The organism is Vibrio sinaloensis, assembly GCF_023195835.1.
Taxonomy (GTDB): Bacteria; Pseudomonadota; Gammaproteobacteria; order Enterobacterales; family Vibrionaceae; genus Vibrio; species Vibrio sinaloensis_C.
This window is the reverse complement of sequence record NZ_CP096199.1, coordinates 2,176,154-2,201,307: the sequence shown is the minus strand read 5'-3', so window position 1 is coordinate 2,201,307 and position 25,154 is coordinate 2,176,154. Positions and strand designations below refer to the sequence as shown.

Genomic DNA, 25,154 nt, shown 5'->3' with positions numbered 1-25,154 from the left:
CTCGCTTCTCGCTTCTCGCTTCTCGCTTCTCGCTTCTCGCTTCTCGCTTCTCGCTTCTCGCTTCTAGCTTCTCGCTTCTCGCTTCTCGCTTCTCGCTTCTCGCTTCTCGCTAGAACAGCTTACTCGACCAGCCGAGTTTGTTTCTGAGTACGTGGTAGTAGCTGTAGTCTTTAGGGTGGATCAGCTTTAACACATTCGGGCTTTGATAAATGTGCACTTCATCGCCAGGAGAGACAGGTAGCGACACTTGGCCATCACAGCTTACCTCTTGCGTGCCACGATTGTCCGGTGAGACGATCAGTTTGATGTGGCGCTTGCTATCGACAACCAGAGGTCGACTAGACAAGGTATGCGGAAACATAGGCACAAGCGAGATGGCGTTTAAGCTCGGCGACAGAATAGGGCCACCGCCTGACAATGAATAGGCCGTTGAGCCTGTCGGTGTAGAAACAATCAAACCATCGGCGCGCAGCGAAAAAGCGAAGCTCTCATCAATGTAAACCTCAAACTCAATCATGTGCGCTACTTGGCCCGGGTGCAACACTGCTTCGTTAAGCGCCGCATTATGGCTTTTAACTTGACCATGGCGGTGCACTTCCGCTTCCAACAAAAAGCGCTCTTCTTCTATATAGTCTCCGGCGAGTACGCGCGATAAAGCGTGCTCAAAATCCTCGGGGTTGAGATCGGTAAGAAAGCCAAGGTTGCCTCGGTTAACACCGATCACCGAAACATCAAAGCGAGACAGAACGCGAGCGGCGCCAAGCATGTTGCCATCGCCACCAACCACGATGGCGAGGTCGGCAATACGTCCCAGTTGAATTAAGCTGGCAAAGGCATCGCTGGGAATATCGTCTAAAATTTCACTGAGGCGATCGTCGATATAGACCTTGTAGTCTTGGTTTCGCAGCCATGTGTAGAGCTCTTTGTGAGTGGCAATTGCTTGCTGATCTCTAGGCTTTCCAATGATGGCGATCACTTCAAAAGGTTTTTTCATAGGTTTTCCGCACCAAATAGGCTTGAATCGACAATCTTCATCCCCATAATAATGGCAAGTCAGCTAATTATGCGAATTTTTGTGTACCTCAATACGATAAACGTGATGTATTGAGTGCCGATAGATATGAGTTCTGGAGATATCATGAGCAACGAAGAAAACAAAGTGACAGAAGAAGAGCTAGATCAAATCATCGAAGAGGCTGAAAAAGTGGAAGCTGCTGCTCAAGAGGCAGACGCTGAGCTGGAAGAGATTGGTGATGAGAAAGACGCTAAGATTGCTCAGTTGGAAGCTGCGTTGCTAACGAGTGAAGCAAAAGTTCAAGAGCAACAAGACAGCGTGCTTCGTGCCAAGGCTGAAGTTGAGAACATGCGTCGCCGCACTGAAACCGAAATTGATAAAGCACGCAAGTACGCACTGAACAAGTTTGCCGAAGAGCTGTTACCTGTTATCGATAACCTAGAGCGTGCCATCCAAGCCGCAGATACAGAAAATGAAGTGGTGAAGCCACTGCTTGAAGGGGTTGAGCTAACACATAAAACCTTTGTTGATGCCGTTTCTAAGTTTGGCCTGAAGGAGATCAACCCAGAAGGCGAGGCGTTCAATCCAGAAATGCATCAAGCGATGTCCATTCAAGAAAGCCCTGACCATGAATCAAACACAGTGATGTTTGTGATGCAAAAAGGCTACGAGCTTAACGGCCGTGTTATTCGCCCTGCGATGGTGATGGTTGCAAAATAACCTTTGGTCAAATCAATATCTATATAAAAGAGAGGCTTAGCCTCTCTTTTTTTTGCCTGTCGGACCAGATTGCGTACGGTCTTTCAACTTCTTGATTTGGTGAATTATTCTATAAATTTACGTTGCGTGAACATTAATTTCCAATTTGAAACTTGTAACATTATCGTAAACAAAGTCTTTATTTTGTAACTTGAATGTGTACTATGTGCGAACTCTGCCGAGAAATGTGGCGGAATTAACTATAAAACCATAAATTATAAACACAACATTCTGGAGATGAATGATGGATAAATCGCTTTCAAGCAAGATTTTTGTAGGCTTGTTTGCTGGTCTTCTGATCGGTACAGCCATCCAGTACTTATTTAGCGGCGTTGCCATTTTTGATACTTACCTTTTAGGCGCGGCTGAAGGTGCGGGCGGCATGTTCGTATCACTGATTAAATTGTTAGTCGTTCCATTGGTCTATGTGTCAATCGTGTGCGGTATCGTTGATTTAAAAGATATCTCAGCGTTTGGTCGCCTAGGCGGCAAAACGTTCGCGCTGTACATTGTCAACACCATTATTGCGATCACCGCAGCGCTAACCGTTGGTATGATTTTTCAGCCTGGCGCAGATGCGAACCTAGCGGGTACCATTTCAGAGAGCGTGAAGCTGACCACAACCGAAACACCCGATATTTTCTCTTTGGTTGTCAACATTGTCCCAAGCAACCCAGTTCAAGCGTTTGCTAACGGCGATATGCTACAAATCATCTTTATGGCAATCCTAACAGGCCTTGCGATTCAAGCACTTGACTCACGCGGTGGCCCAGCGATTCGCACGTTCAAAATGGCCAACGAAATCATGATGAAACTGGTTGGCTTGGTGATGAGCCTCGCGCCATACGGTGTGTTTGCGCTAATGATTCAACTAGGTGCGACTCTCGATGCCAACACACTAATGTCGGTTGCTGGCTACGTAGCCCTTGTGGTTTCAATGCTAGTGTTCTGGATCTTCTTCTTCTACCCAATGGCGGTAGGTATCGCGACAGGTACGTCTCCAAAGGCTTTCCTGCGTGCAACTCGCGAACAGATTCTGTTCTCTCTATCTACAGCAAGTTCAAACGCAACCATTCCAGTCACAATGCGTACCCTAACTGAGAAACTGAACGTTTCTAAATCAGTCGCGGGCTTTGGTGTACCACTAGGTGCTACCATGAACATGTCGGGTGTGTCTATTTACATTGCTCTGGCGACTATTTTCGTTGCTAACGCATTTGGTCAGCCTATCAACACTGCTGACGTATTTACTCTTGGTCTAACTATCCTTCTTCTATCAATTGGCGCAGGTGGTGTACCAGGTGGCGGTGTAGTTATGGTCGGTGTTCTTCTGCACCAACTTGGTCTACCACCAGAAGGTCTAGCGATCATCGCCGCGGTTGACCGTATCAACGATATGTTCTGTACCTCTTCGAACGTAGTGGGTGATACTGCCGTCAACACTATCGTTGCGAAAACTGAAGGTGAAATCGGTAAAGACGAAGCAGAAGTAGAAGCGAAGCCAGTAGAAGCTTAATCTTCAATGCTGTTAAACATGAAAGCGAGCCCCAGGGTTCGCTTTTTTACCTTAGAGCTCGAGCAACGAGCGTAAGCAAATAGTATGAATAGTTGCGAATTGACCTGAGTACCAACCACTAGAGTTATTTCTCGCCTCCCAAGAACTTTTTTCATTTTTTTTCCATCTCTCCCTTGAAAAGCAATTTGCCGCCCCTATCTATTGGGCATAGACAAACAAACATCTTTATTTTTGTTTGTGAGCAAGGGTTGAAACCCGATTCTCCATCCCCACATAGGGGATATAGCAAAACGAAAATAGACATTTATTCGGAGATAGCCTGATGGGTAAAATCATTGGTATTGACTTAGGTACTACTAACTCGTGTGTTGCGGTACTAGACGGCGACAAACCACGCGTCATTGAAAACGCAGAGGGTGAGCGTACCACCGCATCGGTAATTGCATACACAGATGGTGAGACGCTAGTAGGTCAGCCTGCAAAACGTCAAGCAGTTACAAACCCTGAAAACACGCTATTTGCAATCAAGCGTCTTATCGGTCGTCGCTTTGAAGACGAAGAAGTACAGCGCGACATCGAAATCATGCCTTACAAAATCGTTAAGGCGGACAACGGTGATGCTTGGGTAGAAGCAAAAGGCCAAAAAATGGCGGCTCCTCAGGTTTCTGCTGAAGTACTGAAGAAAATGAAGAAAACTGCTGAAGACTTCCTTGGTGAGGAAGTGACTGGCGCAGTGATCACTGTACCTGCTTACTTTAACGATGCTCAGCGTCAAGCAACAAAAGATGCTGGTCGTATCGCAGGTCTAGAAGTTAAGCGTATTATCAACGAGCCTACAGCAGCAGCGCTTGCTTACGGTCTTGATAAGAAAGGTGGCGATCGCACTATCGCGGTATACGACTTAGGTGGTGGTACCTTCGATATCTCTATCATCGAGATTGATGAAGTAGAAGGCGAGAAGACGTTTGAAGTACTCGCGACCAACGGTGACACACACCTAGGTGGTGAAGACTTTGACAACCGTCTGATCAACTACTTGGTTGAAGAGTTCAAGAAAGAGCAAGGTATCAACCTTAAGAATGATCCACTAGCGATGCAACGTGTGAAAGAAGCAGCAGAAAAAGCGAAAATTGAGCTTTCTTCTACTTCTCAAACTGACGTGAACCTACCATACGTGACGGCGGACGCAACGGGTCCTAAGCACATGAACGTGAAGGTAACACGTGCGAAACTAGAGTCTCTAGTAGAAGACCTAGTACAACGCTCTCTAGAGCCACTAAAAGTTGCTCTTGCTGACGCAGACCTATCGGTTAACGACATTACAGACGTTATCCTAGTTGGTGGTCAGACTCGTATGCCAATGGTTCAAGCGAAAGTGGCTGAGTTCTTCGGTAAAGAAGCGCGTCGCGACGTGAACCCTGATGAAGCAGTGGCAATGGGTGCTGCGGTTCAAGGTGGTGTACTTGCTGGTGACGTGAAAGACGTACTGCTACTTGACGTTACTCCTCTGTCTCTAGGTATCGAGACTATGGGTGGCGTGATGACGAAATTGGTTGAGAAGAACACCACTATCCCAACCAAGGCGAACCAAGTGTTCTCGACAGCAGAAGACAACCAGAGCGCGGTAACTATCCACGTGCTTCAAGGTGAGCGTAAGCAGGCGATGTACAACAAGTCTCTAGGTCAATTTAACCTAGAAGGCATTCAACCTGCACCGCGTGGTATGCCACAAATCGAAGTGACTTTCGACCTTGATGCGGACGGTATCCTGCACGTATCAGCGAAAGACAAGCAGACGGGCAAAGAGCAGAAGATCACAATCCAAGCTTCTGGCGGTCTGAGCGACGATGAAATCGAGAAAATGGTACAAGAAGCAGAAGCTAACAAAGAAGCGGACAAGAAGTTCGAAGAGCTAGCGGCTGCACGTAACCAAGCTGACCAAATGATTCACGGTACTCGTAAGCAAGTGGAAGAAGCGGGTGACGCACTTCCAGCAGACGAGAAAGAGAAGATTGAAGCAGCGATCAACGAGCTAGAAGAAGCACGTAAAGGCGAAGACAAAGAAGCAATTGATGCGAAAGTTCAAGCTCTTATGGCAGCAGCTCAAAAACTGATGGAAATCGCTCAGCAACAAGCTCAAGCTCAACAAGGCGCGGAAGCAGGCGAACAGCCTAAGCAAGACGACGACGTTGTAGATGCGGAGTTTGAAGAAGTGAAGGAAGACAAGAAGTAATTCTTGATTCTGACTTAACTTAATCGATGATGCGGGCGTTTGAGGAGACTCATACGCCCGTATGTTTGTAAGTAGCAGTTTATGGATACTAGTTCCTAGTTCCTAGATTTAGGAATGACCATACTCTAGGCACTAGGAACTAGCATCTAGTCTCTTAAGTAGTTTTTAATTGGTGACGAAGAACATGTCGAAACGTGATTTTTACGAAGTATTAGGCGTAAGCCGCGATGCATCAGAGCGCGATATTAAAAAAGCGTACAAGCGCTTGGCGATGAAGTACCACCCTGACCGTAACCAGGGTGATGACACCGCGTCAGATAAGTTTAAAGAAGTAAAAGAAGCGTACGAAGTGCTACTCGATCCGCAAAAGAAAGCGGCCTATGACCAATATGGTCACGCTGCCTTTGAACAAGGCGGTATGGGCGGCGGCGGCTTTGGCGGCGGCAGTGCTGACTTCGGTGACATCTTTGGTGACGTATTTGGTGATATCTTTGGCGGCGGTCGTCGCGGCGGCGGCGGTCATCGTGCGCAACGCGGTGCTGATCTGCGATACAACATGGAACTGACGCTAGAAGAGGCGGTTCGTGGCGTTTCTAAAGAAATTGAAGTGCCGACTCTGGTCCACTGTGATAGCTGTGAAGGCAGCGGTGCGAAGAAAGGCACGTCGGCGGAAACCTGTGGCACCTGTCATGGCCATGGTCAGGTACAAATGCGTCAAGGCTTCTTTGCCGTACAGCAAACCTGTCCTACCTGTCATGGTAAAGGTAAGATCATTAAAGACCCATGTAATGTGTGTCATGGTCAAGGTCGCAAGCAAAAGACCAAAACGCTTCAAGTTAAGATCCCAGCAGGCGTGGACACTGGCGACCGTATTCGTCTGTCTGGCGAGGGTGAAGCCGGCGAGATGGGCGCACCAGCGGGTGATCTGTACGTACAAGTGCATGTTAAAGAGCATCATATCTTTGAACGTGATGGCAACAACCTATACTGCGAAGTGCCAGTCAGCTTTGCGATGGCAGCACTAGGTGGCGAAGTGGAAGTTCCGACTTTAGATGGCCGAGTTAACTTGAAAGTGCCAACGGAGACTCAGACTGGTCGTATGTTCCGTATGCGTGGCAAGGGTGTGAAAGGCGTTCGCGGTGGCGGTGTAGGCGATCTTATCGTTAAGCTGGTTGTAGAAACGCCGGTTAACCTAAGCTCACGTCAAAAAGAGCTTCTTAAAGAGTTTGAAGAGTCTTGTGGTGGAGAAGCGGCGACTAAGCATAAGCCAAAATCAGAAGGTTTCTTTAATGGGGTTAAGAAGTTCTTTGATGACTTAACCAGCTAATCTGATACTGAGTTATTTTAAGGCCTGCCACTGCAGGCCTTTTTGTTGCATCTCGATTATCGCCAGCACTCGCTAGGAGTGGCCTGACCAAGGTGATCCATGGTCAAACTGAGGTACTGAGTCTCGCCGCAAGAATCTTGCCGTTGAATCGCGAGGGGAGTGGCACGAATCAGATAGCGGGTCTCAGTGGCTTCGATATCAAGTCGAAAGCGATCAGTATTGCTTTGACACCCAGAGCAGTAATGGCCTGAGAGTATCCCTTCAGCCGCTTGTTGATAGTCTGTTTGATAGCGACGCTCTAGCTCGAGTTGCAGCAGCGCCAAATCGGCAAGCGCCGTAATCCGCTCGGCGCGAAGTAAATAGCGTTGATAATTGGGGTAAGCGATACTCGCAAGCAAGGCAACAATCGCCATCACCACGATTAGTTCGATCAACGTCATCCCAGTTACTTTTCTTATACTTTGTTTGCAGTGATCCGTTTTCATTGCTTCCCAGCCTTGATTTGTTAGTGCCAAGTTATTGTTCAGAGCTGTTAGCATTTCAACAAGATGAAACTCACTCAACTTGTTGGTTTACATATAAATGTGCGAAATGACTCGCGGCTTCACCCTCTTTGAACTAGTGATTGTTTTGGCGATCCTCAGCTTGTTGTTAAGTGCGGCTACGCCGTCGTTAACCACCATGAGTGATCATAAACAGATGCAAAGTTTTGCTCATGAAATAAGCGGTTTTATGAGCCAAGCGCGAGCCGAGGCAATATGGCGTCATCAAGATTTGTGGGCGCATATTGAGCGCACGTCGGCGACTGATTGGCAACTGAATCTGAGCGACTCTAGCCGCGCTTACACTGGGGAGGTGGTGCTGAGTTTCCCTGCGGAGCGCTATCGGCAACTGGTGTTTAGCTGGACCTACTCGGCGGATAAAATCAAGTTCAGCGGTGGCAGGGGACGGATAAAATCGGGGAGTTTGATTTTTTACAGCGCACATCAGCCAAACTCGAAACTCAAGCTCACAACGTCATTTGGCGGCAACCGAGTGATGGTGTGTGGCGTGGGTGGCACTTATTACGGATTTCCCGAATGCGGTTAGCTTGTCATCAGAGCGGTACTAGCTTAGTCGAGTTACTGATAGCCACTTTACTGGGAAGTGCAGTGATGGCTATGGTCGCCAGTGTGTTGATTGGTGGGCAGAAGCTGGTCACAGAGCAAGCCAAGCAGTTGCTGCTGGTGCAAAATTTAGCCAGCGTCGCGTTGCAAATTAAGCGCGATATGATGCAAGCAGGCTATAACGGTGAAAGCTTGCATGCCACCTATTTGGCTGGCGAGAGCGTGGTGGTGAAATCGGTGCAAAGCCCGAGTCGATTAGGCTACGTCTATCGTATTGCGCCTTCAGGCAATCGCGCATTTCGCAGTGTTGTACTGAAGCATCAACTTTCAACGGAAACAGACTTGGGCAACGGTTTGTTACTGTGTGAGAAAGAGCGCCCTCATCCACCTTCATTTACTCAAGCGGTAATCTCTGGCTGGCACGGTAACTGTTTCAACCTTTTCAATCCCAAACAAATCTCCATCACAGCGTTTTCCGTTGATAGCCAGTCTGTGGTCAATGACGATGTGACGAAGCAAGTTGTCACACTGACACTTTCGGCTGAGCTGGTTGCAGACAGTCAAGTACGTCATCAGTTACAAGTAACCATAGGGTTGAGGAACGGCTGATGAACAATAGGATGTCGGCGCGAGGAGCGATTACCTTACTGATGACCAGCGCACTGCTCGCGGTGACCTTAATGACCAGTTTGGCGATGATGAAAACCGTGTTTTATCAGTTCAAGCGAGCGCAGAACGAACTTAAACAGCGTCAATTGCACTGGCGGGCAGAAGGCGCAGTGGAATGTGCCGTTGCCTTGGTCGGGCAATATGAGCATGAGTTGGAGGCGAAGTTTGCTGCCAACCCGGTGTTGGACTTCGAACACTGCGCCAACCAGATGCGGCTGGATGAGGTGGCTATCGAGCAGCGCAGTCCAAAGACATACCGAGTTTACGCTGTGGACAGCCATTTTCAGTTGAGTCGTTATTATGCGTATCCGCGCGACGTGACCGACCCCGACTTTTCAGCCGAGTTTTATTGGCTTGCTGGAGGATGGACGGTTGAGTAAGGCGCGCGGTTTTACCTTAATGGAAGTGCTGGCGGCGCTCACCTTGGTGAGTTTAGCCCTACTTGGACTGGCGAAAATGCAGGTGATGGTGAAGCAGAAAGCGGCTCACGCAACGCAAAGTATGACGGCATTGAATCTGGCAGAGCAGTCACTGGAACACCTAAAAGCGCGCAGTATTGATGGTGTCATCTCTTGGTCTGAACTTACCGAGTCACGGTCAGGCAGTGAGGTGATAGGCGAGACGCCTTACACACTTGAATGGCAGGCTTCGCCAGTGGTGACTCATTCAGATATCGTGCTAAGACATTTGATTGTCACTGTGCGTTGGTCAGATCAAAGTGGCCAATCTCGCGCTTTGTCGTTAATGACGATGCTCTCAAGTCGCTAGCGGTGCTGGGCTCGATAATCAATGCCGCTGATGGTTGGGTTTTATCTACAAGCATACGTTATATTTTGCAATTTCGTTTCAAACTTGTTTGGTTTTTTCAGGTTGGAGTGTATTGACTTTGTTGCACGTAGATAGCGTTTTTGCAAAATATGTCTCCAAACATGGAAAAACCTTTAGAACCTTGTGCTTTATTGATGGGGATTTATTAGAATGATCGGCGAAATAGGCCGACATAATAATAGCCAAAAGCCTTAGGCAACAACATCACATATGGAGTTACCATGAGTAACCAAGCAATCAAACAGTCGCCATCTTCACAGCCGAGTGGGATGGACCGCTTTTTAAACTTTATTGAACGTGCAGGCAACAAAATTCCTGATCCTGCTATCTTGTTCTTCTGGGCCCTCGTCATCACTTGGGGCGCATCGGCACTACTGTCAAATGTAAGTTTTGACCTTATCAACCCTCGTTCGGGTGAAGCTCTTGCAATCAATAACCTTTTAACTGGCGAATCTCTAGCAAGCTTCCTTGCGAACATGGTAAAAACCTTCACTGGTTTTGCTCCACTGGGTATTGTATTAGTCGCTATGCTCGGTGTGGGCGTCGCAGACTCTTCGGGCTTTATCACCACTGGCCTGAAGAAAATGCTCAACTTCACGCCAGCTAAATTACTGACACCAATGCTCATTTTAGTGGCAATCGTGTCACATACAGCGGCGGATGCAGGTTATGTACTGGTTATCCCACTAGGTGGCATCATCTTCCATGCAGCAGGGCGTCACCCTCTTGCTGGTATCGCAGCTGCGTTTGCTGGTGTATCGGGTGGTTTCTCGGCCAACTTTATTCCTTCTGGTATCGATCCACTTCTTGCTGGCTTTACGCAAACAGCGGCGAACGTTCTTGATCCAGAATACGTGGTCAACCCATTAGCGAACATCTTCTTCACTGGCCTATCTTCGGTCATTATTGTCGCGATCGGTTGGTATGTCACAGAGAAGATCATTGAGCCTCGTCTTGCGAAAATGCCCATTGATGAAGATGCTGAAACGGCACCTGACTTAGGCACGTTTACCGAAATTGAATCGAAAGCGTTCCGTTATGCAGGATGGGCGATGATGGCGGGTATCGCGCTGTTGGTCGCGGCTCTACTTCCTGAAAACTCAGCGCTGCGCTCGCCAGACGGTGAAATTACCGCTTTCTCTGCACCGATTATGCAGTCGATTGTGCCGCTGATCTTTATCCTGTTCATTATTCCAGGCTACGTTTACGGTAAAGTGTCAGGTACGTTCAAAACCAGCAACGACATTATTAAAGCCATGTCAGACACCATGTCAACCATGGGTGCCTACATCGTGATGTCGTTCTTCTGTGCTCAGTTCCTATCGGCGTTTGCGCAGTCAAACATCGGTACTATGCTGGCGCTGTATGGTGCAGAAGGCCTAAAAGCGATGAACCTTCCTGGTGAAGCGACCATCATCGGCATGATCTTACTGACGGCAGCGGTTAACTTGTTGATTGGTTCAGCATCCGCCAAGTGGGCGCTGATTGGTCCAATCTTGGTACCAATGTTGATGGCGGTGGGCATCTCTCCAGAGCTTTCTCAAGCGGCTTACCGCGTGGGTGACTCAGTATCGAACATCATTTCACCTCTGATGGTATTCTTCCCACTTGTGGTGGTTTACTGTCAGCGCTATGTGAAGTCGACGGGTATCGGTACGCTTGCTTCTCTGATGATGCCATTCTCTATTGCGATGTTGATTGGCTGGTCAATCTTCTTGATCGCATACTGGATGCTTGGTATCCCACTAGGTATTCAAGCGCCATACACTTACACTATGTAAGCTGTTCAATAAGACAAAGCCCGTCACTCGTGACGGGCTTTGTTGTTTTAGTCGCTCAAGTAAGAGGCGTGGAACTTGAGGTGATCGTCGATAAAACTTTGAATGAAGAAGTAACTGTGGTCATAACCAGGTTGCATGCGAAGCTTGACCGTACTGCCAGATTCCTCTGCCGCCGCCAGTAGTCGTTCTGGCTGGAGTTGCTGTTGCAAAAAGCTATCCTCTTCACCTTGGTCCACCAAGATAGGCACACTTGCTCGGTTCGCCTTCAGGAGCTCGACACTGTCGTACGCTTTCCATGCTTGAGGATCGTTGCCCAAATAGTGGCTAAACGCTTTTTGTCCCCAAGGGCAATTGATCGGGTTACTGATTGGGCTAAATGCAGAGATTGAGCGGTAACGATGACTATTCTTCAACCCTATCATTAGAGCGCCATGACCTCCCATACTGTGGCCCGAAATCGAGCGGGTTTGATTCACTGGAAAGTGTTGCTCGATAAGCTGCGGCAGCTCTTCAACGACATAGCTGTACATTTGATAGTGGCTTTGCCATGGCGCTTGTGTCGCATTGACATAAAACCCTGCTCCCAACCCCAAATCGTAAGCACCATCGGGGGCATCGGCTACCCCTTCGCCGCGAGGGCTAGTATCAGGCGCCACGATGGCGATCCCTAACTTGGCAGCCATGCGAAAGGCGCCTGCCTTTTGCATAAAGTTCTCATCGCTACAGGTTAGGCCTGATAACCAATAGAGTACCGGTACAGGAGTGTCTTTGCTCGCTTGCGGGGGCAGAAAGAGAGCAAACCGCATGGTGCAGTTGAGTACTTGGGATTGATGCTGATACTGTTTGTGAAAGCCAGAAAAAACCTTGGCTTGGCTGATATTTTCTATGGTCATGATCGATCCTAGAAGTGTCACTAGGCAGTGCCGCGGCACTGCCTGAGGAGTTAGTGAGTAATGGGAGTGAATCAGTAATGAATGACGCTGCGGATGCTTTCCCCTTTGTGCATAAGGTCAAAGGCTTGGTTTATCTCTTCCAATGGCATGGTGTGAGTTATAAACTCTTGTAAGCCAAATTCCCCAGCCATATAGCGCTCTACGATCTCTGGCAGTTCGCTGCGCCCTTTAACGCCACCAAAGGCACTTCCGCGCCAAACCCGGCCCGTAACAAGTTGGAATGGACGCGTCGAGATCTCTTGACCCGCGCCGGCAACGCCGATGATCACAGACTCTCCCCATCCTTTATGGCAACACTCAAGTGCTTGGCGCATCACATTGACGTTACCGATACACTCGAATGAATAGTCGACACCACCGTCGGTCATTTCAATAATCACCTCTTGAATAGGTTTGTCGAGAGTTTGTGGGTTGATGAGATCGGTAGCACCCAGCTGTTTCGCAAGCTCAAACTTACTCTCATTGATATCGATACCGATAATGCGACTCGCACCCGCCATACGTGCGCCAATGATGGCGGAGAGACCAATTCCACCGAGGCCGAAAATCGCCACTGTGTCACTTTGCTCAACCTTCGCGGTGTTGAGTACGGCACCCATACCGGTAGTCACGCCGCAGCCTAGCAAGCATACTTCTTCGAGTGGTGCCTCTTTGTTTACCTTAGCGAGTGAAATCTCAGGCAGCACCGTATATTCAGAAAATGTTGAGCAGCCCATGTAGTGATAGATCGGCTGACCATCTTTGTAAAAGCGAGTGGTGCCGTCTGGCATTAGCCCTTTGCCTTGTGTTTCGCGAACCGCCTGGCAGAGGTTGGTTTTCCCCGACTTACAGAACTTACACTCGCCACATTCGGCGGTGTATAGAGGGATGACGTGATCGCCAACGGTAACGCTGGTAACGCCTTCACCCACCATCTCTACAACTCCACCACCTTCATGGCCTAATATACTCGGAAATATCCCTTCTGGATCCTCACCCGATAGCGTAAAGGCATCGGTGTGGCATACACCTGTCGCGACAATACGCACGAGTACTTCGCCCGCTTTGGGTAGCATTACGTCCACTTCTTCCATTTTTAGTGGTTGGTTTGGCCCCCAAGCCACCGCCGCGCGCGATTTAATAAATTGTTCAGTCATGATCATTCCTATGTAGAGGTCAGAGTTAGAGCCAACGGCCATGTCACTAAGCCTAGTTCACTGGCGGCCGTTTGCATTCGACTGCAACAGTATATTTATTTCTTATTTGATGATAATTACGTGATTGTGCAATAAACTATTACGATAATGTAATAAATTGGATTAAAGATGGCAGATTGGGATGGAATCACTGAGTTTGTTGCTGTGGTCGAAACTCAAAGCTTTACCGCCGCGTCTGAAAAGCTATCGACATCGGTCGCTAATATCAGCCGCCGCATCAATGCATTAGAGAAAAAGCTAGCAGTTAAGCTATTTGTCCGCACGACGCGCAAAGTGTCAGTGACCGAAGCGGGCGCGACTTATTACCAGCATTGTAAGCCCTTAGTTGAGGGGCTCATGTTGGCCGAGCTCGCAGTGACTCAGTTACAAGCAACGCCAACTGGGCGAATCAAAATGACCGCTCCCGTCACTTTTGGCGAACAGATCCTTGCCCCCTTGATGCACGAATTTTTGCTGCAATACCCGCATATCGAACTGGATCTGTTTCTGTCCAATCAACGCTTGGATCTGGTGCAAGAGGGCTATGATTTGGCGATTCGTTTAGGCAAGCTTGAAGATTCCACTATGATGGCGCGCAAGCTGCTAGACCGGCATGTATTTGCATGCGCAAGCCGCGAATACCTTGAACACCATGGCGAGCCGCATACGCTCTCTGAGTTAAAACAGCACCAGTGTTTACGGGGTTCAAACAGCTACTGGCGCTTTGAGCAAGATGGAGCGGAGCGATTGATTCATGTCGAAGGACGGATTCAATGCAACAGTGGTTATGCGTTGGTCGATGCAGCGTTAAAAGGGTTAGGCATAGTGCAACTTCCCGATTATTATGTGCAGCCCTATTTAGCCACCGGCGAGTTGGTGGAAGTGTTGACCTCTTATCGAGGCAATCAAGAAGGAATATGGGCACTGTATCCGCAAAATCGTATGTTAACGTCTAAAGTACGCACGTTAATTGACTATTTATCAACCGCGCTGAAATGAGATGAGTTATGAGTGAAGTCCCACAAGTAGAGCCTTTTAGCCCCGAAGATCATCAGTTTATGCGTCGAGCGATGGAGCTGGCAGAACTGGCAGAGCAGAATGGCGAAGTGCCAGTGGGTGCGGTACTGGTTAAAGATGGTGAGATCATAGCCGAGGGATGGAACCAATCCATTGGTGACCATGATGCAACGGCTCACGCGGAGATTCAAACCTTGCGCAAGGCTGGGCAAGTACTGCAAAATTACCGCCTACTTGATACCACGCTGTATGTCACCTTAGAGCCTTGTCCCATGTGTGCGGGGGCGTTGTTACACAGTCGAGTCAAACGTATTGTATTTGGTGCGCCAGACCTAAAAGCAGGCGCAGCAGGAACCGTACTCAACCTATTTGAACACCAGGCGGCTTATCACTACGCAGACGTTGAGCAAGGATTGCTTGAGGATGAATGCCGAAGCCAGCTGCAGTCTTTTTTTAAGCGTCGACGCAAAGAGAAAAAGAACCAACGGAAGGCGACGCGTTTTACATCTACTCACGAAGCCAAGAAAGGCCAAAATAACGAGGGCTGAAGGGCTTGAGCAAACATCTTAGATTTAAGATGTTTGCTGTCGATAGCTATGCAGCAGCGATGAGCTGCATGAATGCGCGGTGACGGGCAATCACCTTTTTCTTGTTGTTGCTGATCATGCGTTTACGACGGTTAGCAGCAACGGTTTTGTTAAGGCGTTTTGACTGCAATTTACGTCTCAGCATAAAACAACCTCCTCTGGTAGTGAAAATAAGATTGAGCGAAAAAGCTTATCTAGGCAATTGATAAATAGAGACTAATGATGCTCTATTTATGAGATTTGCTGCTTTGACAAGCTTGGTCACCTATCAGGAATACGCTATTTTGTATGGCTTTCCGGTGAATAAGTCAAGTGCGTCGTGAATGAAAGCGTCAACGCGCCAATTAGAGGCTATTGCTCGACGACCTCTTGCTCAGTTTCTTGTTCACTTTGTTGCTCATTTTCTGGCGCGAGTTCCTGCTCCATTTCTTCACTCTCATCCATCTCTTCGGCAAATTCGATAACCGCAAGATCATCGATGTTGACGTCTTGATCGTCAGCCGATTGTTGCTCAACGTGGCCGATGATGCTTTGGTAGTAGCGACGGATGTTTTCGACATAGTTACGCGCCTCGTCGCCGCGGGCAAAGCCGTAGCGAGTTTGACTGTAGTATTTTTTCTGTCGCAGCAACGGCAGACGATCTTTAACGTCAGACCATGCATCAGGGTTGCCCCCTTGTTTCTTGGTTAAGCGACGGGCATCCATCATGTGGCCATAGCCGACATTGTACGAAGCGAGCGCAAACCAGATTTTTTCGTGTTGCTCTATCGAATCGGGAATTCGGCCAACAATACGCCGTAGGTATTCTACCCCCCCGCGCACCGATTGCTCAGGATCAAGGCGATTGGTTACCCCCACACTTTTCGCCGTTGGTAGGGTGAGCATCATCATGCCGCGCACCCCTGTTGGCGACTTAGCGCGTGGGTTCCAGTGCGATTCTTGATAGGCCAGTGCTGCGACTAAGCGCCAATCAAACTCGTCGGAGTATTTTTTAAACAGCGGTGACCATTTAGGCAGTTTCGAATCCAGTGCTCGAATGAAAGCGCGTGTGTCGACGTAATCAAAGCTACTGATATGGCCAATGTACTTTTCTTCCAGTGAGGCAAGGTGGCCTGACTGCTTAACGCTACCAAAATACTCAATCAACAAACCATACAGACTCTCATCTTGTGAACGGCGTAAAAACCAGGAAATCGGTTGGTCTTCGGTGAGCTCAAAGGCTAAGGCAATGTCGGGGTAGATACGCTGAGACAGCGAGACTTCAACCGAGTCGGCGACAGTAAAGCGCAGCTCGCCTTCAGACACCGCCTTGAGCAAATCGTTGACGTCGGCATTAGGGTCGATATCGTAAGAAAACTCACTGTGTTGGGCCTGAATTTCAGCCAAGCTTTGGTTGAAGTGCGAGTCACTGACAATGCGCAATACATCCTCGCCATCGTTCTCTTCAATCAATTGCGCTTGTCTGTCAAGAAGCTGCTCAATGTTACGTGGGCGCCAGTTGCCCTTTTTGTAGACCAACTGTTGGCTAACGTAGTAGTAAGCAGGACCAGGACGAAAGGCACGCAATCGCTCTGGAGACTGGGTTAAGCCCGCTGCGATGATGTCGATTTCACCGTGTCTTAACGCCGGATAGAGGCTAGATATGCGATAAGCGGGCTTCATTTCAAGTTGAACCCCGAGCTCATTGGCAAACTCACGCGCCAGCTCATAGTCTAGGCCGGCAGGGCCATCGGGACCGATATAGTAGGAGAGCTGGTTGTTGAGTGTGCCCACGCGCAACACGCCACGCTCTTTTATCTGCTCGAGCTCGCTTTTCGGCTCAGACTCAATTTGACAGCCCGATAACAGCAGCACGCTAAATACCAGCATACTGAACGACTTAAGCGGTTTAAGGTAATGCTCTTTCATTCACGACAATCTCACGCATTGAATAGGGCATTTATATCAAAGTGGTATAACAAGGCAAGCCAAACCCGCCCGCTTCGGGGTAAGCGATCCCACTTTTGGATTTTTGCTGTATTTCAAAATTGACAAAAAAAATGACGCAAACGGTTGCTTTTGGTGTTACATCACAAAAACATTTGCTTTATAATGCGCTCGCAAACACAGAGGTGGAATCGGCATAGGTTTGAGAAACCTTCGGGAATAGCTTCGAAGAAAATACAGTAACCCACTGAATTTATTCCAATATCACCTCAGGTCATTAGACCTTAACCAATTGCATAAGAGACCTAAGCACATGAGAATTTTTCGTGGCTCCCCAGCTCTATCTGAATTTCGTGTTAACAAGCTTCTAGAGCTTTGTCGTGAACTCAATCTGCCAGTGACTGGCATCTACGCCGAGTTCGCTCACTTTGCTGAATTATCAGCGGATCTTGACGATCAAGAAGTGGAAAAACTAGAAAAACTCCTGACTTACGGTCCAACAATTGAAGAGCACGAGCCAGAAGGTCTACTGCTTCTTGCTACCCCTCGTCCGGGCACTATTTCTCCTTGGTCTTCTAAGTCGACCGATATCGCCAATAACTGTGGCTTAGATAAAGTGGTACGCCTAGAGCGTGGTACCGCTTACTACATCGAAACATCAAGCGAGCTGTCTGAGCTTCAACTTGTGGAGCTTAAAGCCATTTTGCACGACCGCATGATGGAAGTGGTGTTCACTGACTTCGATTCGGCTCAAGCTCTGTTCCAAGTTGCTGAGCCTGCGCCAGTAGCGGATGTGGATTTACTCGCTGGTGGCCGCGCTGCGCTTGAAAACGCAAACGTTACCCTAGGCCTTGCGCTCGCGGATGACGAAATCGAATACCTTTACGATGCATTCGTAACTAAGCTAGAACGCAACCCAACCGACATTGAGCTAATGATGTTTGCTCAAGCAAACTCAGAGCACTGTCGTCATAAGATTTTTAATGCAGACTGGACTATCGACGGCGTCAAGCAAGAGAAGTCTCTGTTTAAAATGATCAAAAATACCTTTGAAGTGACGCCAGATAACGTGCTGTCTGCATACAAAGACAATGCTGCGGTCATGGTTGGTTCTGATGTGGGGCGTTTCTTCCCGAATCCAGAAACTCGCCAGTACGGTTACAGCCACGAGAAAGCGCACATCTTGATGAAAGTGGAAACGCACAACCACCCAACCGCTATCTCTCCATGGCCGGGCGCTTCTACGGGGTCGGGCGGCGAAATCCGTGACGAGGGCGCAACCGGTATTGGTGGCAAGCCAAAAGCAGGTCTGGTTGGTTTCACCACTTCTAACTTACGTATTCCTGGTTTCGAACAGCCATGGGAAACCGATTTCGGCAAGCCAGGTCGCATTGTTAACGCGCTAGACATCATGCTAGAAGGCCCATTAGGTGGCGCGGCGTTCAACAACGAATTTGGTCGTCCAAACCTCTTGGGTTATTTCCGTACTTACGAAGAGAAAGTCAACTCTCACGCCGGTGAAGAGGTGCGTGGTTACCACAAGCCAATCATGATTGCCGGCGGTATGGGTAACATTCGTGAAGAGCACGTGCAGAAGAAAGAGATCCCAGTCGGTGCAAGCCTAATCGTTCTTGGTGGTCCTGCAATGAACATCGGCCTTGGTGGCGGTGCGGCTTCTTCTATGGCATCAGGTCAATCAGCAGAAGATCTCGATTTTGCATCAGTACAGCGTGAAAACCCAGAAATGGAGCGTCGCTGTCAGGAAGTGATCGACCGCTGTTGGCAGCTAGGTGAAGCAAACCCAATCGCATTCATCCATGATGTGGGCGCGGGTGGTATCTCTAACGCACTGCCAGAACTGGTCGATGATGGTGAGCGTGGCGGCATCTTCCAACTGCGTGATGTACCAAACGACGAACCAGGCATGAGCCCACTAGAAATCTGGTGTAACGAATCTCAAGAGCGTTACGTGCTTGCGGTTGCGCCAGAAAACATGGACGCATTTGATGCGATTTGTAAGCGCGAGCGTGCACCGTACGCTGTCGTAGGTATCGCAACAGAAGAGCGTGAACTGAAACTTGAAGATTCACACTTCGACAACACGCCAATCGACATGCCAATGGATGTGCTGCTTGGCAAGACACCTAAGATGCACCGTGATGCGAAAACGCTAAAAGCGAACAACCCAGCGGTTAACCGTGACGGTATCGAGCTAAATGAAGCGGTAGACCGCGTTCTACGTCTGCCAACGGTGGCAGAAAAAACATTCCTAATCACTATCGGTGACCGCACGGTGACGGGGCTTGTGGCGCGTGACCAAATGGTTGGCCCTTGGCAGGTTCCTGTCGCTAACTGCGCAGTCACCGCGGCAAGCTACGACACTTACCACGGTGAAGCGATGTCGATGGGTGAGCGTACACCAGTTGCTCTACTAGACTTCGGTGCTTCAGCGCGTCTCGCGGTGGGTGAAGCCATCACCAACATCGCCGCGACCAACATCGGTGATATTAAACACATTAAACTGTCTGCAAACTGGATGTCTCCAGCGGGCCACCCAGGTGAAGATGCAGGTCTTTACGAAGCAGTGAAAGCGGTGGGTGAAGAGCTATGTCCAGCACTTGGCCTGACTATCCCTGTGGGTAAAGACTCAATGTCGATGAAGACCAAGTGGGAAGAGAACGGTGAGCAGAAAGAAGTGACGTCTCCGCTATCTCTAATCATCACAGCGTTTGCTCGTGTTGAAGATGTGCGCAAGACAATTACTCCTCAGCTACGTACTGACAAAGGCGACACTTCATTAGTTCTTATCGACCTAGGTAACGGTCAAAACCGTCTAGGTGCAACAGCACTTGCGCAGGTTTACAAGCAGCTTGGTGACAAGCCAGCAGACGTCGACAACGCAGCGCAGCTAAAAGGTTTCTACCAAGGCGTTCAAACTCTTGTAGCGAACGATCAAGTTGTGGCTTACCACGATAAGGGCGATGGCGGTCTGTTGGTTACACTTGCAGAGATGGCATTCGCCGGTCACTGTGGTGTTAAAGCGAACATTGAAGCACTGGGCGAAGACACACTAGCAGCACTATTCAATGAAGAGCTAGGTGCGGTACTTCAGGTGAAGAACCAAGACCTAGACGCTGTACTTTCAACATTAGCGGCGAACGGCCTTGAGGCATGTTCTCATGTTATTGGCACTGTTGAAGCATCGGATGAACTAGTGATTACTTCTGGTGAGACAGTAGTTCTTGAGCGTAACCGTACTGAACTACGCACTATCTGGGCTGAAACCACACATAAAATGCAAGCGCTACGTGACAACCCAGCGTGTGCAGACCAAGAGTTTGAAGCCAAAAAAGACAACTCTGACCCAGGTCTGAACGTTAAACTGAGCTTCGATGTAAATGAAGATATCGCCGCGCCATTTATTGCTAAAGGCGCAAAACCTAAAATGGCAATTCTGCGTGAGCAGGGCGTGAACTCTCATGTTGAAATGGCCGCAGCGTTTGACCGTGCAGGGTTTGAAGCGACCGATGTTCACATGAGCGATATCCTAACTGGGCAAGCAGTGCTAGAAGAGTACCAAGGCCTAGTGGCTTGTGGTGGTTTCTCTTACGGTGACGTACTAGGTGCGGGTGAAGGTTGGGCGAAGTCAATCTTGTTCAACGAGCAAGCGCGTGACCAGTTCGAAGGCTTCTTTAAGCGTGAAGATACCTTCTCACTAGGTGTATGTAACGGCTGTCAGATGCTATCAAACCTGAAAGAGCTAATCCCAGGTGCAGAGCTATGGCCACGTTTCGTTCGCAATGAATCTGAGCGTTTTGAGGCTCGCTTTAGCCTAGTAGAAGTTCAGAAGTCTGACTCTGTATTCTTCGATGGTATGGCTGGGTCTCGTATGCCAATCGCCGTCTCTCACGGTGAAGGCCGCGTAGAGGTGCGTGATGCAGACCACTTAGCGGCGATTGAAGCATCAGGGACAGTAGCGGTTCGTTACGTGGATAACCACGGTAACGCGACGCAGCAATATCCGAACAACCCGAACGGTTCGCCAAACGCGATTACTGGCCTAACAACTCAAGATGGCCGTGTCACTATCATGATGCCGCACCCAGAGCGTGTATTCCGCACGGTGGCGAACTCATGGTCTCCAGAAGGTTGGGGTGAGAACGGCGCATGGATGCGTATGTTCCAAAACGCACGTAAGAATGTGGGTTAATGAGTTAGTTGCTAGTTGACTAGAATCTAGTCGCTAGAAAATTGAAAAGCGCAGATCGAAAGGTCTGCGCTTTTTATTAGTCTAGGGACTATTTTCTAGGAACTTGAAACTTTCTATGCTCTAATACCGCGCTTGCCAAGGGATGGCTAAATCCCTAAACAATCCCTTAGGAAATGAATATGTCGAACAATAAGAAATTTGCCATTCGCGTTAGTGAAAAACGCAACGGCTGGTGTGCTGAGATCACTCGCCAAGTGACCTCACGTAAAACCTCAGTATCTAAGCGTGAAACTGGCTTTGAAACTGAAGCTCAAGCGCAAGAGTGGGCAGAAAAAGAACTTGCTGGTTTCATTCAAAACCAAGCAGCGCGTAACGAGCGTAAAGGTGAAGCGCGTAAGGTTCGTATCGAACGTGAGGAGCGTCTTGCTCAAGAAGCCGCAGAAAAGAAGGCACGTCGTATTGAACAAGCTAAGTTAGCAGCAGCTCAAGCTGAAATCGACGACGAAGACGACTTCTTCAACGAAGAGTAATCATGCATTACCTGATTGAAAAAACCGCCAAATAGGCGGTTTTTTTGTCTCTGGGCTGGTTACCTAGTTAGCGAAATTGACCGGCTTCAGGTAAGAAGTCGAATCCAGCTTTTGCAAGCTTGGCTTCGAGAGCCGTCTTGTCGATATCAAAATATGCCGCTAACTTATCGAGATCGCCGGCAAAATCATCACGCAACTTCATATTGACGATACTCATAAGCATCACAGGATCCATTGACTCGAAGTTAGCTAGGTTCATTACTTATCCTCGAAATCTGAAATCAACAGGTTGGCTGCTGCAAATGCCGCTTTTTCGCGCGCTTCTTTAGGTAAAGATTCGTCAGCAGCAATATCATTTAACGCTCTCACTGCGCACGAAATCGCCTGGGGTACATAGGCTTGATCGCCACTTCCAATTTGCGCATAAAGTTCGCGCACCAACTCACAACAGCCGTAGACTTGCATGGGCTCTACTCCAATAAATGATAACTGCTCTCAAATATACACATACCAGTAAGGAAACTCAAAGCATCGACTTGTCCTAGCGCAAGGCTAGGCTCATGCTGCTGGTTTTCTAATCAAACTGATTGAGTTGTAAGTGAAGTTGCTCAATAACCTCTGGCTGCAATTTGAGCTGCTTTGCCAGTTCATTCAAATAGACTTATTCCATGGTGTTTTGCTCATCAATCACGATGAGTGAAGCGAGATAGATCTCGGCGGCTTGCTGTGGTTACCAATACAAACAATAAAGGCGAGCTAAGCTCGCCTTTGAGTGAATTTGAATCCACTGGTTACTCTTGCGCATAACCATGAATGCCGAGGCGCTGGCCATCAAGATAGGCCTCTTTGCCGTCCTTCATTTCCAAACGCTCTTCCACTAGCCATTTAACGACCATAGGATAGATGCGATGTTCTTGGTTCTGCACTCGCTCAGTCAGTGTTTCTACCGTATCTTCATCAAAAATAGGCACCTTAGCTTGAAGAATGACCGGGCCACCATCGAGTTGCTCGGTAACAAAGTGTACGCTGGTACCGTGTTCTTCATCACCAGCGTGAATCGCACGCTGATAGGTGTTCAGCCCCGGGTACTTAGGCAGCAAAGAAGGGTGGATATTGATCATGCGGCCCATATAGTGGCGCACAAACTCGCCGCTAAGGATGCGCATATAACCAGCAAGAACAATGACATCAGGCTGATATTCATCAATCTGCTTCATTAACTCATGGTCAAAAGCATCACGGGTATCGAAGCTTTTAGGATCAAGGAAGTGCGCCCCAGCTCCAGCCTTTTTGGCGCGCTCTAATGCGTACGCTTCAGCTTTGTTTGAAAAAACGGCTGTCACGCGGCCGCCAGTAATGCTGGTCTCACAAGCATCGATGATCGCCTGCAAGTTAGAGCCATTGCCTGATACTAGAACAACGATACTTTTCATACTTATTTGATCTCTACCTGTTCTTCGCCAGTTGCAGCGTTCGCGATTTCACCAATTACCCAAGCGTTTTCGCCTTCAGCGGTTAATAGCTCGACAGCGGCCTGTGCCTGATCTTTCGGTAGCGCAACGACAAGGCCAACACCACAGTTGAAGGTACGATACATTTCGTGGGTGGTTACGTTGCCTTTTTCTTGTAGCCATTTGAAAATGATTGGCCATTCCCAGCTGTTACCATCGACAACGGCTTTAGTGCCTTGTGGAAGAACGCGTGGAATGTTTTCCCAGAAACCACCACCGGTAATGTGAGAAATCGCGTGGATATCGTGTTTCTCAATCATTTTAAGTGCGGATTTGATGTAAATCTTAGTGGGTTCTAAAAGGTGTTCACCGATAGTGCGACCTGCGAGTTCTTCGCTCTTGTCTGCACCAGAAACTTCTAGGATCTTACGGATCAGTGAGTAGCCGTTTGAGTGTGGGCCGCTAGAGCCAACAGCGATAAGTGCGTCGCCTGCTGCCACTTTAGTGCCGTCAATCACGTCTTCTTTTTCTACCACACCGACACAAAAGCCAGCGACGTCGTAGTCTTCGCCTTCGTACATGCCTGGCATTTCGGCAGTTTCGCCGCCAATTAGGGCACAGCCTGCTTGAACACAACCGTCAGCGATACCTGATACCACATCTGCAGCAGTATCCACATCCAGTTTACCCGTCGCGTAGTAGTCGAGGAAGAATAGTGGCTCAGCGCCTTGAACGATGAGGTCATTCACACACATAGCAACAAGGTCGACGCCGATGGTGTCATGCTTTTTCATATCCAAAGCAAGACGTAGCTTAGTACCGACACCGTCAGTGCCTGATACCAATACGGGTTGCTTATATTTAGTTGGTAGCTCACACAATGCGCCGAAACCACCAATACCACCCATTACTTCTGGGCGACGTGTACGTTTTACAGCACCTTTGATACGGTCAACAAGCGCGTTGCCTGCATCGATATCAACGCCAGCGTCTTTATAGCTAAGAGAAGTGTTATCAGCACTCACAGGGAAGTCCTCTGTTTGAAGTTGGATATGAAAACGGCGCTATTCTACCAGTGGTTAAATATAAAGAGCAAACGTTTGCGCAACTTTTTTTGTTGCCGATAGAAGCGGAATTTTCTGACGAAATCGTTTATAATCTGCAGGTTTGTTTAAATTTTACCTGATATCCGGAGATGGAAATGAAAGTTGTTGAAGTAAAGCATCCTCTTGTTAAGCACAAACTGGGTCTAATGAGAGAAGGTGACATCAGCACCAAGCGCTTTCGTGAGCTAGCGACAGAAGTAGGCAGCTTGTTAACTTATGAAGCAACAGCAGACTTTGAAACGGAAAAAGTGACCATTGAAGGTTGGAACGGTCCTGTCGAAGTTGACCAAATTAAAGGTAAAAAAGTCACCGTTGTGCCTATTTTACGTGCTGGCCTAGGTATGATGGATGGGGTACTTGAGCACATGCCGAGTGCACGTATCAGTGTGGTAGGTATCTACCGTGACGAAGAAACGCTTGAGCCGGTACCTTACTTCAATAAACTGGCATCAAACATCGATGAACGTATCGCACTCGTGGTTGATCCTATGCTTGCGACTGGCGGCTCAATGATTGCAACTATTGATCTATTGAAAGAGAAGGGCTGTCAATCAATCAAGGTGCTTGTACTGGTTTCCGCTCCTGAAGGTATTGAAGCGCTAGAAAAAGCGCACCCAGATGTTGAGCTTTACACGGCGGCTATCGACGACAAGCTTAATGACAAAGGCTACATTGTCCCAGGTCTTGGTGATGCTGGTGACAAGATCTTCGGTACGCTATAAGCGACGATGTTAAGTTATTGAGAAGAGAGCCTTAGGGCTCTCTTTTTTTCGTCCTATGAAAATCGAGAACGCTGCGCTCCGAGACCGGACTTCGTCCTTCGAGAAGTTAGACCGGGCTGCGCCCTTCGAGAGGTGTTTGTGGTGATTAAGTCTAAATTTGCTGACAATGTGGTTTTCTGATTAAACTTAAATGTCTGAATTTAAAAGAAAAGGGTTGATACAAACTGTCAACCCTTCAAATTT

24 protein-coding genes and 1 pseudogene are annotated in these 25,154 nt (G+C 48.4%); 14 read left to right on the top strand and 11 right to left on the bottom strand.

What is annotated here, in order from left to right:
• Positions 1-109: 109 nt before the first annotated feature.
• Positions 110-994, bottom strand: coding sequence for an NAD(+) kinase (gene nadK / locus MTO69_RS09985; RefSeq protein ID WP_248328840.1), 885 nt, complete (start codon positions 992-994; stop codon positions 110-112).
• 144 nt (positions 995-1,138) lie between these two features.
• On the opposite strand from nadK, the gene grpE reads away from it, so the two are divergent.
• From grpE to dnaJ, 4 genes are all read left to right on the top strand, one after another.
• The gene (grpE, locus tag MTO69_RS09980) at positions 1,139-1,735 is read left to right on the top strand and encodes a nucleotide exchange factor GrpE (RefSeq protein WP_248328838.1); all 597 of its coding nucleotides are present in this window, start codon (positions 1,139-1,141) and stop codon (positions 1,733-1,735) included.
• A 283-nt stretch (positions 1,736-2,018) separates the two neighbouring features.
• Positions 2,019-3,290: a dicarboxylate/amino acid:cation symporter gene (locus MTO69_RS09975; RefSeq protein ID WP_248334456.1), complete on the top strand. Its 1,272-nt coding sequence runs from the start codon at positions 2,019-2,021 to the stop codon at positions 3,288-3,290.
• 322 nt (positions 3,291-3,612) lie between these two features.
• Positions 3,613-5,523, top strand: a complete 1,911-nt coding sequence (gene dnaK / locus MTO69_RS09970) for a molecular chaperone DnaK (protein WP_248328836.1) — start codon at positions 3,613-3,615, stop codon at positions 5,521-5,523.
• Positions 5,524-5,707: 184 nt separating this feature from the next.
• Positions 5,708-6,850 (top strand): molecular chaperone DnaJ, encoded by a 1,143-nt coding sequence (dnaJ, locus tag MTO69_RS09965; RefSeq protein WP_248328834.1) that lies wholly within the window; start codon positions 5,708-5,710, stop codon positions 6,848-6,850.
• A 56-nt stretch (positions 6,851-6,906) separates the two neighbouring features.
• On the opposite strand, the gene MTO69_RS18880 is transcribed toward dnaJ, so the two are convergent.
• Positions 6,907-7,335, bottom strand: coding sequence for a type IV pilin protein (locus tag MTO69_RS18880; protein ID WP_282567522.1), 429 nt, complete (start codon positions 7,333-7,335; stop codon positions 6,907-6,909).
• 106 nt (positions 7,336-7,441) lie between these two features.
• Here MTO69_RS18880 and MTO69_RS09950 point away from each other — a divergent pair, with 106 nt between their 5' ends.
• The 5 genes from MTO69_RS09950 (at position 7,442) to MTO69_RS09930 (ending at position 11,234) form a co-directional block, all read left to right on the top strand.
• Positions 7,442-7,939, top strand: a complete 498-nt coding sequence (locus tag MTO69_RS09950) for a pilus assembly FimT family protein (protein ID WP_248328832.1) — start codon at positions 7,442-7,444, stop codon at positions 7,937-7,939.
• Positions 7,930-8,565, top strand: a complete 636-nt coding sequence (locus MTO69_RS09945) for a pilus assembly protein PilW (protein ID WP_248328830.1) — start codon at positions 7,930-7,932, stop codon at positions 8,563-8,565. Before MTO69_RS09950 ends, MTO69_RS09945 begins: the two co-directional genes overlap by 10 nt.
• Complete coding sequence (locus tag MTO69_RS09940) at positions 8,565-9,005, top strand: hypothetical protein (RefSeq protein WP_248328828.1); 441 nt, start codon at positions 8,565-8,567, stop codon at positions 9,003-9,005. Before MTO69_RS09945 ends, MTO69_RS09940 begins: the two co-directional genes overlap by 1 nt.
• Positions 8,998-9,393: a type IV pilus modification PilV family protein gene (locus MTO69_RS09935; RefSeq protein ID WP_248328826.1), complete on the top strand. Its 396-nt coding sequence runs from the start codon at positions 8,998-9,000 to the stop codon at positions 9,391-9,393. Before MTO69_RS09940 ends, MTO69_RS09935 begins: the two co-directional genes overlap by 8 nt.
• A 281-nt stretch (positions 9,394-9,674) precedes the next feature.
• Positions 9,675-11,234: an AbgT family transporter gene (locus MTO69_RS09930; protein WP_248328824.1), complete on the top strand. Its 1,560-nt coding sequence runs from the start codon at positions 9,675-9,677 to the stop codon at positions 11,232-11,234.
• A 47-nt stretch (positions 11,235-11,281) separates the two neighbouring features.
• Here the strand turns inward: MTO69_RS09930 and fghA are convergent, their stop codons facing one another.
• Together fghA and MTO69_RS09920 are read right to left on the bottom strand one after the other, a co-directional pair.
• Positions 11,282-12,127, bottom strand: coding sequence for an S-formylglutathione hydrolase (fghA, locus tag MTO69_RS09925; RefSeq protein WP_248328822.1), 846 nt, complete (start codon positions 12,125-12,127; stop codon positions 11,282-11,284).
• A gap of 71 nt (positions 12,128-12,198) precedes the next feature.
• A complete protein-coding gene (locus MTO69_RS09920) occupies positions 12,199-13,323 on the bottom strand; it encodes an S-(hydroxymethyl)glutathione dehydrogenase/class III alcohol dehydrogenase (protein ID WP_248328820.1) in 1,125 nt (374 codons plus the stop codon).
• A 168-nt stretch (positions 13,324-13,491) separates the two neighbouring features.
• On the opposite strand from MTO69_RS09920, the gene MTO69_RS09915 reads away from it, so the two are divergent.
• Together MTO69_RS09915 and tadA are read left to right on the top strand one after the other, a co-directional pair.
• A complete protein-coding gene (locus MTO69_RS09915) occupies positions 13,492-14,361 on the top strand; it encodes a LysR family transcriptional regulator (protein WP_248328818.1) in 870 nt (289 codons plus the stop codon).
• Between the two features lie 8 nt (positions 14,362-14,369).
• Positions 14,370-14,927 (top strand): tRNA adenosine(34) deaminase TadA, encoded by a 558-nt coding sequence (tadA, locus tag MTO69_RS09910; protein WP_248328816.1) that lies wholly within the window; start codon positions 14,370-14,372, stop codon positions 14,925-14,927.
• Between the two features lie 46 nt (positions 14,928-14,973).
• On the opposite strand, the gene MTO69_RS09905 is transcribed toward tadA, so the two are convergent.
• Both MTO69_RS09905 and mltF read right to left on the bottom strand, forming a co-directional pair.
• Positions 14,974-15,111 (bottom strand): hypothetical protein, encoded by a 138-nt coding sequence (locus MTO69_RS09905; protein WP_248328814.1) that lies wholly within the window; start codon positions 15,109-15,111, stop codon positions 14,974-14,976.
• A gap of 206 nt (positions 15,112-15,317) precedes the next feature.
• A complete protein-coding gene (mltF, locus tag MTO69_RS09900) occupies positions 15,318-16,874 on the bottom strand; it encodes a membrane-bound lytic murein transglycosylase MltF (protein ID WP_248328812.1) in 1,557 nt (518 codons plus the stop codon).
• A 331-nt stretch (positions 16,875-17,205) separates the two neighbouring features.
• Between mltF and purL the strand changes: the two genes are divergently transcribed.
• The gene (gene purL, locus MTO69_RS09895; RefSeq protein ID WP_248328810.1) at positions 17,206-21,102 is read left to right on the top strand and encodes a phosphoribosylformylglycinamidine synthase; all 3,897 of its coding nucleotides are present in this window, start codon (positions 17,206-17,208) and stop codon (positions 21,100-21,102) included.
• 179 nt (positions 21,103-21,281) lie between these two features.
• The gene (locus MTO69_RS09890) at positions 21,282-21,632 is read left to right on the top strand and encodes a DUF3622 domain-containing protein (RefSeq protein ID WP_248328808.1); all 351 of its coding nucleotides are present in this window, start codon (positions 21,282-21,284) and stop codon (positions 21,630-21,632) included.
• 67 nt (positions 21,633-21,699) lie between these two features.
• Here the strand turns inward: MTO69_RS09890 and MTO69_RS09885 are convergent, their stop codons facing one another.
• The 5 genes and pseudogenes from MTO69_RS09885 to purM form a co-directional block, all read right to left on the bottom strand.
• Positions 21,700-21,891, bottom strand: coding sequence for a DUF4250 domain-containing protein (locus MTO69_RS09885; RefSeq protein ID WP_248328806.1), 192 nt, complete (start codon positions 21,889-21,891; stop codon positions 21,700-21,702).
• Positions 21,891-22,097: a YaeP family protein gene (locus MTO69_RS09880; protein WP_039478024.1), complete on the bottom strand. Its 207-nt coding sequence runs from the start codon at positions 22,095-22,097 to the stop codon at positions 21,891-21,893. The genes MTO69_RS09885 and MTO69_RS09880 overlap by 1 nt, the downstream gene beginning before the upstream one ends.
• Before the next feature lie 109 nt (positions 22,098-22,206).
• Positions 22,207-22,362: pseudogene (locus MTO69_RS09875) on the bottom strand (DUF533 domain-containing protein); the annotation flags it as partial.
• Between the two features lie 61 nt (positions 22,363-22,423).
• The gene (purN, locus tag MTO69_RS09870; RefSeq protein WP_248328804.1) at positions 22,424-23,065 is read right to left on the bottom strand and encodes a phosphoribosylglycinamide formyltransferase; all 642 of its coding nucleotides are present in this window, start codon (positions 23,063-23,065) and stop codon (positions 22,424-22,426) included.
• Between the two features lie 2 nt (positions 23,066-23,067).
• Complete coding sequence (gene purM, locus MTO69_RS09865; protein ID WP_248328802.1) at positions 23,068-24,108, bottom strand: phosphoribosylformylglycinamidine cyclo-ligase; 1,041 nt, start codon at positions 24,106-24,108, stop codon at positions 23,068-23,070.
• Positions 24,109-24,284: 176 nt separating this feature from the next.
• On the opposite strand from purM, the gene upp reads away from it, so the two are divergent.
• Positions 24,285-24,911: a uracil phosphoribosyltransferase gene (gene upp / locus MTO69_RS09860; RefSeq protein ID WP_248328800.1), complete on the top strand. Its 627-nt coding sequence runs from the start codon at positions 24,285-24,287 to the stop codon at positions 24,909-24,911.
• Positions 24,912-25,154 lie beyond the last annotated feature (243 nt).

Coding starts and splice junctions, on each gene's coding strand:
- purN (WP_248328804.1), bottom strand. CDS start 23,065: ATGAAAAGTATCGTTGTTCTAGTATCAGGCAATGGCTCTAACTTGCAG.
- MTO69_RS09920 (WP_248328820.1), bottom strand. CDS start 13,323: ATGACTGAACAATTTATTAAATCGCGCGCGGCGGTGGCTTGGGGGCCA.
- MTO69_RS09885 (WP_248328806.1), bottom strand. CDS start 21,891: ATGAACCTAGCTAACTTCGAGTCAATGGATCCTGTGATGCTTATGAGT.
- nadK (WP_248328840.1), bottom strand. CDS start 994: ATGAAAAAACCTTTTGAAGTGATCGCCATCATTGGAAAGCCTAGAGAT.
- fghA (WP_248328822.1), bottom strand. CDS start 12,127: ATGACCATAGAAAATATCAGCCAAGCCAAGGTTTTTTCTGGCTTTCAC.
- grpE (WP_248328838.1), top strand. CDS start 1,139: ATGAGCAACGAAGAAAACAAAGTGACAGAAGAAGAGCTAGATCAAATC.
- purL (WP_248328810.1), top strand. CDS start 17,206: ATGAGAATTTTTCGTGGCTCCCCAGCTCTATCTGAATTTCGTGTTAAC.
- MTO69_RS09915 (WP_248328818.1), top strand. CDS start 13,492: ATGGCAGATTGGGATGGAATCACTGAGTTTGTTGCTGTGGTCGAAACT.
- MTO69_RS09905 (WP_248328814.1), bottom strand. CDS start 15,111: ATGCTGAGACGTAAATTGCAGTCAAAACGCCTTAACAAAACCGTTGCT.
- tadA (WP_248328816.1), top strand. CDS start 14,370: ATGAGTGAAGTCCCACAAGTAGAGCCTTTTAGCCCCGAAGATCATCAG.
- MTO69_RS09940 (WP_248328828.1), top strand. CDS start 8,565: ATGAACAATAGGATGTCGGCGCGAGGAGCGATTACCTTACTGATGACC.
- MTO69_RS09880 (WP_039478024.1), bottom strand. CDS start 22,097: ATGCAAGTCTACGGCTGTTGTGAGTTGGTGCGCGAACTTTATGCGCAA.
- upp (WP_248328800.1), top strand. CDS start 24,285: ATGAAAGTTGTTGAAGTAAAGCATCCTCTTGTTAAGCACAAACTGGGT.
- MTO69_RS09945 (WP_248328830.1), top strand. CDS start 7,930: ATGCGGTTAGCTTGTCATCAGAGCGGTACTAGCTTAGTCGAGTTACTG.
- MTO69_RS09890 (WP_248328808.1), top strand. CDS start 21,282: ATGTCGAACAATAAGAAATTTGCCATTCGCGTTAGTGAAAAACGCAAC.
- MTO69_RS18880 (WP_282567522.1), bottom strand. CDS start 7,335: ATGAAAACGGATCACTGCAAACAAAGTATAAGAAAAGTAACTGGGATG.
- dnaK (WP_248328836.1), top strand. CDS start 3,613: ATGGGTAAAATCATTGGTATTGACTTAGGTACTACTAACTCGTGTGTT.
- mltF (WP_248328812.1), bottom strand. CDS start 16,874: ATGAAAGAGCATTACCTTAAACCGCTTAAGTCGTTCAGTATGCTGGTA.
- MTO69_RS09950 (WP_248328832.1), top strand. CDS start 7,442: ATGACTCGCGGCTTCACCCTCTTTGAACTAGTGATTGTTTTGGCGATC.
- MTO69_RS09975 (WP_248334456.1), top strand. CDS start 2,019: ATGGATAAATCGCTTTCAAGCAAGATTTTTGTAGGCTTGTTTGCTGGT.
- dnaJ (WP_248328834.1), top strand. CDS start 5,708: ATGTCGAAACGTGATTTTTACGAAGTATTAGGCGTAAGCCGCGATGCA.
- MTO69_RS09930 (WP_248328824.1), top strand. CDS start 9,675: ATGAGTAACCAAGCAATCAAACAGTCGCCATCTTCACAGCCGAGTGGG.